Raw genomic sequence first — 12,808 nt, 5'->3', positions numbered from 1 at the left:
GCGAATAGATTAATGTACCAGTTTGTCAGTTGCAATAATCAATAAGTAGATACCATACCAAATTATAACACTGCCTAATACAATTCGGGTCCATGGATGGTTAATAATAGTATTTAGTTTTTGCGCGGTAACGCCTAATGTGATCATCGCGGGAAAAGTACCCAAAGCAAAGCAAAGCATAACTAAGGCACCGTCAAGGGCACTTGGGCTAGTCATCGCCCATGTAAGTGCTGAGTAAACAAGTCCGCATGGCAGCCATCCCCACAAAGCACCGTAACCTAGGGCTTTAAAAGGAGAGTTAATAGGCATTAAATATTTATTTAGTTTAACAATGTGTTGCCACACCAAGGTTTTACCAATTTTCTCTAACCATTGCAAAGTAGGGCCCAAGCGCATTATATACACGCCAACGAGGAGCATAAAAATAGCTGCAATGAACGAAAGTACTAAAGAGAAGGAGGTGTTTTGCCTTGCAAATTGGCTGCTAATACCAGCAACAAGTGCACCTGCAGCCATATAGCTCAGTGCACGTCCAATATTATAAGCAAATGAATAGGTAAATGTTTTACGTTTGTCACTTGCCAGTTGTAATGAGCTTGCAATACCACCACACATAGCAATGCAATGACCGCTACCGATTAGTCCCATTAAAAATGCGCTGGTATAAAGAGGGTCAATCATTACTTTTGTTATGTTGCTCTTTGTCATCTTCAAACAAAATACTATGACCTTGCTTGTTTAAATCCGAAAACTGCTCGCTTTTCACTGCCCAAAAGAAAACACCAATAGCAATAATGACGAACAAAATGGCGATAGGGATCAAAATGTAAATTATGCTCATAACTTTAATAGCCTTAGTGAATTACTAATCACAATAATTGAGCTGGCAGACATGCCAATAACAGCCATCCAAGGAGCAACTAAGCCCAACGCTGCCAGTGGTAATATTGAAGCATTATACAATAAAGACAGCGCAAGATTTTGCTTAATAATACGTCTGGTTTGTTTTGCTACATTAAGTAAGTGACCAATGGAGGCTAAATCGCTATTAAGAAGCACTACATCGGCGCTATTTTTTGATATGTCTGCACCGGTTTCCATAGCAATAGATAAGTGCGCACTAGCAAATACCGGGCTGTCGTTTACACCATCACCTACCATTGCAACGACTTCATTTTGTGAAGACCATTGCTCAACGGCGGTTTGTTTATCTTGTGGAGAACATCCAAATTGCACACTTTCAAGTTTAAGTTGCTTAGCTACTTTTTGCCCAGCATCTGACGCGTCACCGGTTAACATGTGACACGTTAAGTTTTGCGATTGAAGTGAGTCTATAAGCTTTTTAGCATCGCTTTTTACTTTATCAACAAAGTAAAAACGTGCAACAACTTGCTTATTTATATACAAGCTCGCTTGTGCATTTGATTTTTTGCTATTAAACCAACCACTTTTACCAATTGCGTAATGATTAGTTGCATCTTGTGCGCTAATTCCCAGCCCTGGATGTACTTCAACGTTATTAAGACTGCGGTGAGCTGGCGTAAACTCATCAAATGCACTGGCGATAGGGTGCTCAGAATAACGCTCTAGCATGGCTGCTATATCTAGCGCTTGCGCTTTTGTATATTGTTTATCGATTATATCTACTTCATCAAGGCTAAATTTACCTTGCGTAAGTGTGCCTGTTTTATCAAATGCAAATAAAGTAATTTGTGAGAGCGTTTCAAGCACATGCGCTTGTTTTATTAATACGCCTTTGCGGGTAAGCGTTGCCACTGCACATGTGAGTGCGGTAGGTATGGCTAAACTCAGGGCACACGGGCAGGTAGCAACTAAAACCGAAATAGTGATCCAAAATGCATGTTCGGGATCAATTTGGTACCAGCCAATAGCTGTAAGTGAAGCAAATATAAGTAAAGACGCAATAAACCATTGCGCTACTTTATCTGTAATTTCAACCAGTTTAGGGCGCTTGGTTAAAGCGTTATGTTGCAGGCGTATAATTTGGTTTAAAAGCGTATTTTGACCAATTTTATTAATTTTTATTTCAATAACGCCGTCGTGGTTAACGCACCCAGCATAGACATTATGGCCAATAAACTTTGTAACGGGTTGATGTTCTCCCGTCATCATTGATTCATCAACCGTAGTTTTACCTTTAATAAGTTCGCCGTCGGCAGGAATTGTTTCACCTGCTTTAATAAGCACTACGTCATTAAGTTTTAGTTTTTTGGCTGCAATTATAAGCTCTTCGCCACTTTCGTTAATGGTGCGGGCTGTTAATGGCAATAATTTTTGTAAATTTGCAGTAAACTCGCTGGCTTTTAAACGCGCTCTAAATTCAAGATATTTACCTAATAACAGCAAAAAGGTAAACATACACACAGATTCAAAATACACTTCGCCGACTTGCATAAATGTGGCGTAACAACTTGCACCAAACGCACCAAAAATAGCCAGTGATACGGGTAAATCCATATTGAGCTGTTTTGCTTTTAGTCCATTTATAGCATTGGTTAAAAAGGGCAGAGCACTATATAAAATAACTGGTGAGGCCAGTACTAAGCTGATCCATCTAAAATACTGCTCAAAATTACTGTCCATGCCTGAAAACATGCCAAAGTACATGGCAAATGCAAACATCATTACTTGCATGGTCATTAAACCGGCAACACCTAAACGGCGAATATAGGCTTTTGCTGTTTGTTGCTTTTGTTGGGATTCAGTATCGGCTTGAAACGGGTAGGCTTTATAACCAATCTTAGCAAGCGCAGTAATTATTTCGCTTAATGGGGTGGTGGTTTTATCCCATTGGATCATAGCGCGGTTAGTGGATGTGTTTACATCAACACGTTTTACTGAGGTTAAATTTAATAGTTGTTTTTCGATAAGCCACGCACAAGCGGCGCAGGTTATACCTTCGACACTCAGTAATACTTCTGAGATATTATCGTTAGTGGCTATAAATTCGTCTTGAATGTCTTCGTTGTCATAACTTTTTATAAATGCGAGTTGCTCGGGTACCAATTGTTCCACTTTACCTGCACGTACGGTCCGATATTTGTAGTAATCGGTCATACCTTGGTCAACGATGTTTTGTGCAACAGCTTGGCAGCCAATGCAACACATTGGCTGGGCTTTATCGTCAATTATAACGCTTGCACTAAATCCGTTTGGCACATTTTCAAGGCAATGAAAACAAGAGTTAGACATAGTTATACTACTTATAATTAGGAGTAACTAAAACAGTTTGTTCAGTTGGTAACGTTATATTTTCTTTCATTTTCCAACTGCCATCTATAGGCTCAATAAATACTGAGTAGGCACCTGGTGTGTACTTATCAAGTAGTGCTGTAAATTCTTGATTGGCATTAGGGGTTAGAGTAGCGGTAAAGTCATGTGCTTTAATTGTGCGGTGGTAAAAAGAGAGTTTTAATACATGCACATTGCTGCTGTCGCCTTTTGTAAATTTAAAGCTTACGCGCTCATTGGTTACATTTAATCCGCCATGCAGATAAAGCGCTTTTGCTTTTTCAAACTTAGTAAGTTCTAAGTTGATTGCTTTACCTTTTTTGTAGTAGTCGTCAACAACCATATCTGGACCGTTACCTATTGCCGTAATAAATAGGCTAATACAGCCAATAATGGCCACTAACGGAAAAAAGATTAAAAACCAAGGCCAAAAATTCTTATACCACGGAGTAGGTTGCATAGTTGCTCTAAATTAGTTTAGGGAGGTTTATTTTATAGGATTTATACGTAAAAGACTAAAAAAAAGCCTCACAGTGGAGGCTTTTTTGATCTGGATTAATCTATTGAATTAAATAAATTAATTTATAAACATTTTATTAACCGCATGCTTATTTATCTTGCGATAAACTGTAAACATAGGCTGTTAATAAGTGAATTTTTTCTTCACCTAAAATGTCTTTCCATGCAGGCATTACACCAGCACGACCATGGTTAAGTGTTTCTTCAACTGCACGTTGAGAACCACCATATAACCAAATGTTATCTGTCAGGTTAGGCGCGCCAAATGGTAGGTTATGTGCAACCGACCCTTTACCGTCAGCACCGTGACATGCGGCACACATTGCAAACTTAGCTGCACCTGCTGCTGCATCTTTTTGGTTAACAGTACGGCCAGAAAGGCTTAGCACATGTGCTGTCATTTCTTTAACGCCTTGCTCACCAAGAGCATCGCCCCAAGCTGGCATTGCAGCTATACGACCATTAAGGAGTGTTTCTCTAATTTTGTCTGGTGTTCCGCCATATAACCAATCTTTATCAGTTAGGTTAGGAAAGCCGGTACCACCACGCGCATCAGAGCCATGACATTGCGCACAGTTTTGTGAGAACAAACGCTGACCAATTTCGATGGCTAATTGACCATCTGTTTGCTCGTGTTTGTCGCCATTATCAAGTGCTACTTGCTGCGCTGCGTCACCTTCAAACTTAGAATTAACTAAATCTAAAACCGGTACCTGTGCCAATTTATTAAAAATAGGACCGAAGCGCTCTTCTGCAGCTTCATACTCTTTATCAAGTTTAACAAAGCGACCTTCTGCTTTGGCCTCTGCAACTGCTTTTTTAGATTCAGCTAAAGACGTAATACCTTGGTTAGAACTCGTCCATTTACCCAAACCTTCCCAGTTGCCTAAACCTGGGTAAGCTGCAAGGTAATATACTGACCAAATAAAAGTTGCGAAAAACATGTAAGTCCACCATTTTGGTAGTGGATTATTTAGCTCTTCAATGCCGTCAAATTCATGTCCACAGCTTTCACCTTCTTTTACGCCAGCATAGTTTTTTAAGTTCCAAACTAATAGGCCAAAGATGATGCATAAGCATGCAAGGGTTAAAACAATAACCCAAATACTCCAAAAGCTAGTCATTTTTCAGACTCCTTTTCCTCGTTAGAGAGCGTGTTGTCATGTTTTTTTTCATCTTCAAAAATGGCATTAGCAGCGCTGTCAAAACGAGTTTTGCTTCGCTTGCTATATGCCCATGCAACAATCACAATAAACAATACTAAAATTACCAGAGTCAAAATACCTCTGTATGTTCCGTAATCCATAATTTTTTACTTCAAGTGGGTACCAAGTTGCTGTAAATACGCGATGAGAGCTTGGATTTCTGTTGCGCCTTTGCCATCATTCATAGCATTAACTTTATCAACATCTGCTTGAAGCTCTGCATCATCGCCATAACCTAAACCCGGATGTTTTGGGTTTTCTGGGTTAATAGCAAAAGTATCACGGAAAAGTTGTAGTTTTTTCAGAGTAAGGCTTGTATCAACCGTATTCTCTGCTAACCAAGGAAAGCCTGGCATGTTTGACTCAGGAACCACAGCACGTGGATCAACTAAGTGAGCATAATGCCAATCGTCCGAGTAGCGCTTACCAACACGAGCCAAGTCAGGACCAGTACGTTTAGAACCCCATAAAAAAGGATGATCCCATACTGATTCGCCTGCTACAGAGTAGTGACCATAACGCTCAACTTCATCACGAAAAGGACGAATCATTTGTGAGTGGCAGTTAGAACAACCTTCACGCACGTAAAGGTCGCGGCCTTCCATTTCTAAAGCGTTAAGAGGGCGTAAACCCTCCACTGGTTTAGTTGTATCGTCTTGAAACATTAGCGGAGTGATCTCAACTAGTGCGCCAAAGCTAATAGCAAAAACAGTCAGAATAGCCATAAGGCCAACGTTCTTTTCTACTATTTCATGTTTGTTTTGTGAATTTTTCTTGCTCATCATCTCACTCCGTTATGCTAATTGTGCTTGCGCGTCTAGTTTCAGAGATTCTTTCTCAGCTGAAATAGTGCGGTAAACGTTATAAGCCATAACTAACATACCCGTTACGATGAATACACCGCCTACAAAGCGCATGATATAGAAAGGATGCGACGCTTCTAAAGACTGCACAAAGCTGTACATTAATGTACCGTCAGCATTCACTGCACGCCACATTAGACCTTGCATTACACCTGAAATCCACATTGCAACAATGTATAAAACAACACCTACAGTGTGTAACCAGAAGTGGGTATTAACCAATTTAACGCTATACATACGACCTTGCGCGAATAACGCAGGAATTAAGTGGTAAATAGCACCAATTGAAATCATAGCAACCCAACCTAGTGCACCTGAGTGTACGTGGCCGATTGTCCAATCTGTGTAGTGAGATAACGCATTTACAGATTTAATTGCCATCATTGGGCCTTCAAACGTAGACATACCGTAGAAAGACAATGAAACAACTAAGAAGCGTAGTACTGGATCAGTACGTAGTTTATGCCACGCGCCAGATAGCGTCATAATACCGTTGATCATACCACCCCAAGACGGTACGAATAGGATAATAGACATAACCATACCTAAACTTTGCGTCCAATCAGGAAGCGCTGTGTAGTGAAGGTGATGAGGACCAGCCCAGATATATAATGAAATTAGAGCCCAAAAGTGAACTACCGATAAACGGTATGAGTACACTGGACGACCTGCTTGTTTAGGTACAAAGTAATACATCATACCCAAGAAACCAGCAGTAAGTAGGAAACCTACAGCGTTATGACCGTACCACCACTGAACCATAGCATCTACGGCACCTGCATAGATTGAATATGATTTAGTTAACGATACAGGCACTGCCATGCTGTTTACAATGTGTAGTACTGCAACAGTAATAATAAAGCCAGCATAGAACCAGTTAGCAACATAAATGTGCGACACTTTACGCTTGATTAAAGTACCAAAGAATACAATAGCGTAAACAATCCAAACCACAGCGATTAAAATATCGATTGGCCATTCAAGTTCTGCGTATTCTTTTGAGCTAGTAATACCAAGTGGTAATGTAATTACTGCTAATACAATAACTAGCTGCCAGCCCCAAAAAGAAAAGGCGGCGAGTTTGTCTGAGAAAAGACGCGTTTGACAAGTACGTTGTACGACGTAATAAGACGTCGCAAAAAGTGCACTGGTACCAAATGCGAAAATTACTGCGTTCGTGTGTAACGGACGTAGTCGAGAGTAAGTTAACCATGGTGTATCAAAGTTAAGTGCTGGCCAAGCTAATTGGGCAGCAATCAGAACCCCAATACTCATGCCAACGATGCCCCAAATCACTGTCATAATAGCGAATTGGCGTACAACCTTATAGTTATACTCAGTTTGTGATGCTACTGTTTGGCTCATTTTCTGGCTTCCGCTGCAATAAATGCGTTTAGAAATGAATTACCCACCTTTAAAAGTGGGGCCTACTATTTTCTCAAGCGTGTTATCTAAAACTTTCAATACATGAAAGCTTCAGAAAAAAAACTTGAGAAACCCTTATTTTTTGCGGGTGAAATGATAAATTTTTTGGCCTAAAAAAGATAGGTCAATTACATAAAATTATGACATCAATCAATGTTTGTGAGCTTGTTGTTTATTTTTTGATACAGTTTGTGCCTAATTTGGCTTAATAGTAACACTCGCACTTGTTATTTGCAGTCGCGATTATTAGTATTTGTTTTTCTTTAGTGCGAAATTGTTATGCTTATATATAGATTAAGTTTATTCACGGCGGTATTTTTTTTATTAACAGCGTGTGATTTTTCCAAAAATACAGATGAAAAGTTTCTAAAAAATGCCACATGCACAGCCAATTTGCCTTGTACTTTTTCAAATGATGTTAAAGTATGGTTAAGCGAGAAAACCCTTTCTCCCGAAACTCCATTTACTATTTTTAGTGATTTACCAACAAACCTTACAATTGAAGATGCCAAGCTTAAAGGCATTACTATGTATATGGGTTACATTCCTCAGCAATTTAAAAAACATAATGGCCTGTGGCAGAGTAATACCATGGTTGGCATTTGTTCTGAGCAAAATATGCTCTGGAATTTAGAGCTAACCGTTAAAGATAATACAACCTCTTTAATACAAACACTAAATTACTCTTTTTATGTAACGTATTAGGCTTAATACCTAACTTTCATGCAATCCATTTATCATTAGAAGTTTGCATTGTTATCCATACGATTATTTAAGCGAGAAGATCACTAAAACTGCTATTTGAATCAAGTAGCCAATTAAGTTTTTATAATATGAAACTAATTCAATAAAGACACAGTTTTAATTGTGGCTGAACAAAAAGTCTAATCAAAAAAACCGCAAAGTAGTCAAATAAAGCTATTTAAGCACCAAACATGCGTAAATTCGGTTAGTAATTAACATTTAGTTTTGCGGTTTTAATAATTTGCTGTGATTAACTTGTTAATTTATCTGAATTTGGTACATAATTCGATTAGTTACATTGAATTACAAAGTTGACCAGTTTGGTTTCAACTGTGTTATTTAAGTATCTTAAATTGTTTATGCTATTGATATTTAAATGTATTTATTCGTTAACAATGAAACAAGTTGTAACGTATGTCCCCAAAAGAGTTGTTCTATTTTGTTGGTTGATAAAAAACGTACTGGTGTTAAGTTTTCGTTCAGTTAAAAGCGCCTAAGTTGCCCATCTGACTCACTATTCTTATAACAAGTGAGCATTACCAATAAAGGTAAACTTCAACAAGTAGGGTTCTTTCATGAAAAAATCAACTCTTGGCTTAGCTGTAATTGCAGCAATACCAATGTTCTCAAGTGTGCAAGTTTTAGCGGCTGACGAAGCAGCTACATCAATTGAAAAAATTCAGGTGACGGGCTCTCGTATTAACCGTACTGATATGGAAACAGCAAGCCCAATCACAGTTATCGGTGATGACTTCATTGCAAAAAGTGGTTTCACATCTGTTGCTGACATACTTTCTACCCAGCCATCAGCTGCTGGTATTAGCTTAGGCGCTTCAAGTAATAATGGTTCAGGTGGTTCTGCGACAGTTAACTTACGTGGTATGGGTTCGCAACGCACACTGGTATTATTAAATGGTCGTCGTATGGTTTCTTCAGGTACTGGCGCAGATTCTTCTGTTGATTTAAATACCATTCCTGTAGCAATGATCAAATCTATCGAAATCTTAAAAGACGGCGCGTCTGCAGTATATGGCTCTGATGCTATTGCTGGTGTTGTTAACATCATAACAAAGAAAGATTTTGAAGGTTCAGAGCTAAACGTTGAAGGCAGCCGCACTACAAAAGGTGATGGCAATAACTACGGTGTTAGTTTATTACACGGAATGAATATTGCCGATGGCAACTTAGTTGTTGGTGCTCAATACTCAAACCGTGGTGAAGTAATTCAGTCGGATCGTCGTTTTGTAGAGCCTGGCGAGTCTTCATTTATCCCTGAAGGAACACTGGGCGGCAGAACTTACCAGGGTAATGGTGTTTTTGCAGATAGAACTACTTCATACGACTTCACAACATCAAGCTATGCTCAAACACCTAATGAGCTATACAGCTTATTTACTAGTTTTGACAAAGAGCTAGACTCAGACACTACATTTAATGTTGATTTGATGTATACACGTCGTGAATCTAATCAACAACTTGCACCACAACCAGCAAGTATTGATTTAAGTACTTCTAGCTTGGATTCAACTTACACAGATAGCTTCCGTGACGCAGATACAGGCGATCTTGCTGACTCTTTAGAGTACAGAAGAAGAATGGTTGATGCTGGTCCTCGTATTTATGAGCAAGAAACTGACACTTACCGTGTATCTGTTGCATTACAAGGTTTATTAGATAACGATGCAAGCTGGGATGTAAGTGCAACTTACGGTCGTAATGACTCAAAAGATAAAGTTCAAAACTCAATTAATGCAAGTCGAGTTGAAGAAAGCATTTATGCAAACCAAGCTCTTTGGTTCAGCGGTGATTCTTTAGATCGTAGCTTATTAACATCTAACGATTCAATTTATACTGAGTCAAACGAAGGTGGTAACGAGCAATTTATTCTTTCAGCTGGTTATAGCGCAGTAACAGAAAGTGATATTGGTTACGCAATCGGTGTAGAAAACCGCTTTGAAAGTGGTTACTACACACCAGATCTAATTACTCAGCTTGGTGAGAGCACAGCTGCACAACAAGATCCAACTGAAGGTGATTTCTCAGTACAGTCTATCTACTTTGAAACATCTATGCCGGTATTAGAGACTGTTACCCTTGAAGGTGCTGCTCGCTACGATAACTACTCTACCTTTGGTGGCGAAACAACGTGGAAACTTGGTGCAACGTGGAATGTAACTGAAGAGTTTATGGTTCGTTCTGTATTAGCTACTGGCTTTAGAGCACCAAACGTATCAGAACTGTTTGGTGGTAACTCAGGTTCGTACGATTACCTAGCTGATCCATGGGGCAACGAACAAGATGCTCAAATACTTGTAAACTACACAAGTGATAACGATCTTAAAGCCGAAGAAAGTCGCTCTTTCACTTTTGGTATGGTTTGGGAAGTAGCTGACGGTTTATCAACAACTCTAGATTACTGGAAGTTTGATATTACTAATGCGATTACTCGCTTAGATGTTCAAAACGAAATGAATAGCTGTTTTGCAGGTGACTCAGAATCATGTTCATCAGTAAACATTACACAATCTGGTGACTTATCTAACCTAAGTTCAGCACTTACTAACGTAGGTTCTCAAGAAACGTCAGGTGTTGATTGGAATATTAGCTACTCTGCAGATAACTACCGTATAAACCTTGATACAACTTATTTAATTAAGTTTGAAGAAGATGACATTAATTACACAGGTACTATTGATGGCAACATCGGTGGTTACTCTAAAATAAAGTCTAACCTTTCAGTTAATTACGATCTAACTGATTCATTAAATATCCTTTATAACGCAAGATTCCTTCGTGGAATGGATGGTGACTACTACGGTGAAAACTTTAGTACTGACAACGTTATTTACCACGATATTTCAATGAGCTACAACTTGAATGATGCATTACGATTTACTGGTGGCATGAACAACATTTTCGATAAAGAGCCTGAGAAAGTATTAGGTGGTAACGATATGGGTACTGTTCCAGAAGTTTATGATGTAATTGGTTCACGTGTTTTTGCAAGTGTAAACTACAAGTTTTAACTAGCACATTAATCGTATTAAGGCTCAGTATTTACTGAGCCTTTTTTATTGAACAAAACAAAGGAGACAAGTACACTAAAACGATATTTTAGAAGGAGAACTGATTGTTAAAACAAGATGAAAACTTATCTTTTGTCATTGAACCAGAGCTAACTCCTCGTTCTGAACAGCGCATAGATCTGTATTTTTCTATCCCTAATGAAATGGGGATTAATCCGCAAACGCTTACCGAAGAATCTTACTTTAATAACCACTTTAAATCGCATTTAGCCTACAATGCTAACAATATACACTTGCCATTAGTACGAAGCCGTTTTGTTAGTAAAAACAAAGGTGAGCAGCAAGATTACCGTCAAAACCTTAATTTATTTTGTTACCAAGTGCGTTTAGCCCTTGATGCCGACATTAAAGACGCGTTAAAAATTGATGAAGCAGAAGACTTTTATAAACGCGCTAACGAAGTATATGAACAAAGTGAAGGACTTTTAAAAAAGCTGCGTCGCTACACGCCAGATGACGAAAAACTACTTCCATTTTTTACCAATGCTGATAACTATTTAAGTTGGCATGTCGAACAATCATTTTTAAAGCTTTTAGATGAAGGCCCACGTAGTAGCGATTATGCTAAAGAGCGTAACGATTTACTGCAGTTTTGTAAAAACGAAAATACGTACCGAGCAGAGAAAAGCTACAATTCTGAAACCACCATGCAAGACGCAAATCGAATAACAAATAAAATGCGCTTGTTACAACGTTTAATTGAGCATGGCGTTATATTACAGCGCCAAACGCGTTTTCTTAACAGCTACCTTAAACGATTAGTTAAAGGCACTGTAACAGCTGTTATCATGGCATTTGTGATGGTTGTGATACTTAATGCCCGCTCAACGTTTACTGAAGTCACCGCGACGCTTATTTTAATTTTGGGGGTCATTTACGGACTACGTGAAATATTTAAAGAAGACATTACACGTATGATCTGGCGAGCTATTGTACAAGGGCGACCTAAGTGGCGATTTAGTTTTAAAAATAGTATTACCAAAGACAAAATAGCGAGTCAGCTAATTTGGCTTGAATACACACGCTTTAAAAAAATACCTAAAGAAGTTAGATCTATTTTTTCAAAGCGTCGTCAGCAAAATAAACAAGCCGCGCAGTGGTTACACTTTGCAAGTGAGACACGTGTTAGTGCCAAAGAATTTTTACCCGGTTACGATACACTGCAACAAACACTGCAATTTAGTCTTGCACCATTTGCGCGTTATTTAAAGCGTGGTGAAGGGAAGTTATATCATTTAGATAGTAATAAAATTTCTAAGCAGGCGGTTGAACGGCGTTATCAATTAAACATGGTGCTTGTGCTAACTGAGGAAGATAGAACACTCTACCAACGCTATAAAATAACGTTAAATCGTAGTAAAATCGTTAATATTGAGCTTATCTACTCCAAAAAATGAATTTTAGTAATTAAAAAAGGGACTGATAAAATCAGTCCCTTTTTTAAATTTATTTATTAGCTAAACCATGTTTACTATATAAAGTTACTTTGTTTGATACTAGCGTGATCTCGATATTTTTTGCTTCGTCGCCCCACACACAATTAGTATGCAGTGTTTTTTCAACACAATTATCTGCACTTCCCAAAATGGTTTCAACTTCAGTCTTATCCATACCTACTTTGATTTTTTCGTAACTCTCAAGACTTACCTTAGAACAAGCCGCAAGGCTTAATGTAGCTGCGATGATAAGGAGTTTTTTCATTGTTATATCCTAC

Annotated in this window: 12 protein-coding genes; 3 read left to right on the top strand and 9 right to left on the bottom strand. The window is 38.6% G+C overall.

Features of this window, described 5'->3' with window-relative positions; all coding sequences use genetic code 11:
* Positions 1-9: 9 nt before the first annotated feature.
* The 8 genes from GQR39_RS08800 to ccoN all read right to left on the bottom strand — a co-directional run bounded on the left by GQR39_RS08800 (position 10) and on the right by ccoN (position 7,204).
* A complete protein-coding gene (locus GQR39_RS08800; protein ID WP_024594369.1) occupies positions 10-681 on the bottom strand; it encodes a sulfite exporter TauE/SafE family protein in 672 nt (223 codons plus the stop codon).
* Positions 674-841: a cbb3-type cytochrome oxidase assembly protein CcoS gene (ccoS, locus tag GQR39_RS08795; RefSeq protein WP_002963071.1), complete on the bottom strand. Its 168-nt coding sequence runs from the start codon at positions 839-841 to the stop codon at positions 674-676. Before ccoS ends, GQR39_RS08800 begins: the two co-directional genes overlap by 8 nt.
* On the bottom strand, positions 838-3,213 hold the full coding sequence (locus tag GQR39_RS08790; protein ID WP_165735397.1) for a heavy metal translocating P-type ATPase: 2,376 nt from the start codon (positions 3,211-3,213) through the stop codon (positions 838-840). The genes ccoS and GQR39_RS08790 overlap by 4 nt, the downstream gene beginning before the upstream one ends.
* A 7-nt stretch (positions 3,214-3,220) precedes the next feature.
* Positions 3,221-3,712: a FixH family protein gene (locus GQR39_RS08785; protein ID WP_024599143.1), complete on the bottom strand. Its 492-nt coding sequence runs from the start codon at positions 3,710-3,712 to the stop codon at positions 3,221-3,223.
* 148 nt (positions 3,713-3,860) lie between these two features.
* The gene (ccoP, locus tag GQR39_RS08780; RefSeq protein ID WP_024597381.1) at positions 3,861-4,895 is read right to left on the bottom strand and encodes a cytochrome-c oxidase, cbb3-type subunit III; all 1,035 of its coding nucleotides are present in this window, start codon (positions 4,893-4,895) and stop codon (positions 3,861-3,863) included.
* Entirely contained in the window at positions 4,892-5,077 is a 186-nt protein-coding gene (locus GQR39_RS08775; RefSeq protein WP_010554061.1) for a cbb3-type cytochrome c oxidase subunit 3, read from the bottom strand. The genes ccoP and GQR39_RS08775 overlap by 4 nt, the downstream gene beginning before the upstream one ends.
* Positions 5,078-5,083: 6 nt before the next feature.
* On the bottom strand, positions 5,084-5,758 hold the full coding sequence (gene ccoO / locus GQR39_RS08770) for a cytochrome-c oxidase, cbb3-type subunit II (protein WP_010554062.1): 675 nt from the start codon (positions 5,756-5,758) through the stop codon (positions 5,084-5,086).
* A 12-nt stretch (positions 5,759-5,770) separates the two neighbouring features.
* Entirely contained in the window at positions 5,771-7,204 is a 1,434-nt protein-coding gene (gene ccoN / locus GQR39_RS08765; protein WP_007585649.1) for a cytochrome-c oxidase, cbb3-type subunit I, read from the bottom strand.
* A gap of 339 nt (positions 7,205-7,543) precedes the next feature.
* Here ccoN and GQR39_RS08760 point away from each other — a divergent pair, with 339 nt between their 5' ends.
* The 3 genes from GQR39_RS08760 (at position 7,544) to GQR39_RS08750 (ending at position 12,491) form a co-directional block, all read left to right on the top strand.
* Entirely contained in the window at positions 7,544-7,969 is a 426-nt protein-coding gene (locus tag GQR39_RS08760) for a hypothetical protein (RefSeq protein WP_165735396.1), read from the top strand.
* A gap of 614 nt (positions 7,970-8,583) precedes the next feature.
* Positions 8,584-11,034 carry a TonB-dependent receptor gene (locus tag GQR39_RS08755; protein ID WP_007585660.1) on the top strand — a complete coding sequence of 817 codons (2,451 nt, stop codon included), beginning with the start codon at positions 8,584-8,586 and terminating at the stop codon, positions 11,032-11,034.
* Positions 11,035-11,138: 104 nt separating this feature from the next.
* Positions 11,139-12,491 carry a hypothetical protein gene (locus GQR39_RS08750; protein ID WP_007585662.1) on the top strand — a complete coding sequence of 451 codons (1,353 nt, stop codon included), beginning with the start codon at positions 11,139-11,141 and terminating at the stop codon, positions 12,489-12,491.
* A gap of 49 nt (positions 12,492-12,540) precedes the next feature.
* Here GQR39_RS08750 and GQR39_RS08745 read toward each other — a convergent pair whose 3' ends face one another.
* Positions 12,541-12,795: a hypothetical protein gene (locus GQR39_RS08745; RefSeq protein WP_007585664.1), complete on the bottom strand. Its 255-nt coding sequence runs from the start codon at positions 12,793-12,795 to the stop codon at positions 12,541-12,543.
* Between the last annotated feature and the right edge of the window lie 13 nt (positions 12,796-12,808).

Source organism: Pseudoalteromonas sp. C8 (assembly GCF_011378685.1).
Taxonomy (GTDB): domain Bacteria; phylum Pseudomonadota; class Gammaproteobacteria; order Enterobacterales; family Alteromonadaceae; genus Pseudoalteromonas; species Pseudoalteromonas arctica.
The sequence above is the reverse complement of the archived record's forward strand: the minus strand, read 5'-3'. Positions and strand labels throughout refer to the sequence as shown.

Bases quoted from the DNA above. Each gene is read 5' to 3' on its own strand.
- GQR39_RS08800 (WP_024594369.1), bottom strand. From the start codon at position 681: ATGATTGACCCTCTTTATACCAGCGCATTTTTAATGGGACTAATCGGT.
- ccoS (WP_002963071.1), bottom strand. From the start codon at position 841: ATGAGCATAATTTACATTTTGATCCCTATCGCCATTTTGTTCGTCATT.
- GQR39_RS08790 (WP_165735397.1), bottom strand. From the start codon at position 3,213: ATGTCTAACTCTTGTTTTCATTGCCTTGAAAATGTGCCAAACGGATTT.
- GQR39_RS08785 (WP_024599143.1), bottom strand. From the start codon at position 3,712: ATGCAACCTACTCCGTGGTATAAGAATTTTTGGCCTTGGTTTTTAATC.
- ccoP (WP_024597381.1), bottom strand. From the start codon at position 4,895: ATGACTAGCTTTTGGAGTATTTGGGTTATTGTTTTAACCCTTGCATGC.
- GQR39_RS08775 (WP_010554061.1), bottom strand. From the start codon at position 5,077: ATGGATTACGGAACATACAGAGGTATTTTGACTCTGGTAATTTTAGTA.
- ccoO (WP_010554062.1), bottom strand. From the start codon at position 5,758: ATGAGCAAGAAAAATTCACAAAACAAACATGAAATAGTAGAAAAGAAC.
- ccoN (WP_007585649.1), bottom strand. From the start codon at position 7,204: ATGAGCCAAACAGTAGCATCACAAACTGAGTATAACTATAAGGTTGTA.
- GQR39_RS08760 (WP_165735396.1), top strand. From the start codon at position 7,544: ATGCTTATATATAGATTAAGTTTATTCACGGCGGTATTTTTTTTATTA.
- GQR39_RS08755 (WP_007585660.1), top strand. From the start codon at position 8,584: ATGAAAAAATCAACTCTTGGCTTAGCTGTAATTGCAGCAATACCAATG.
- GQR39_RS08745 (WP_007585664.1), bottom strand. From the start codon at position 12,795: ATGAAAAAACTCCTTATCATCGCAGCTACATTAAGCCTTGCGGCTTGT.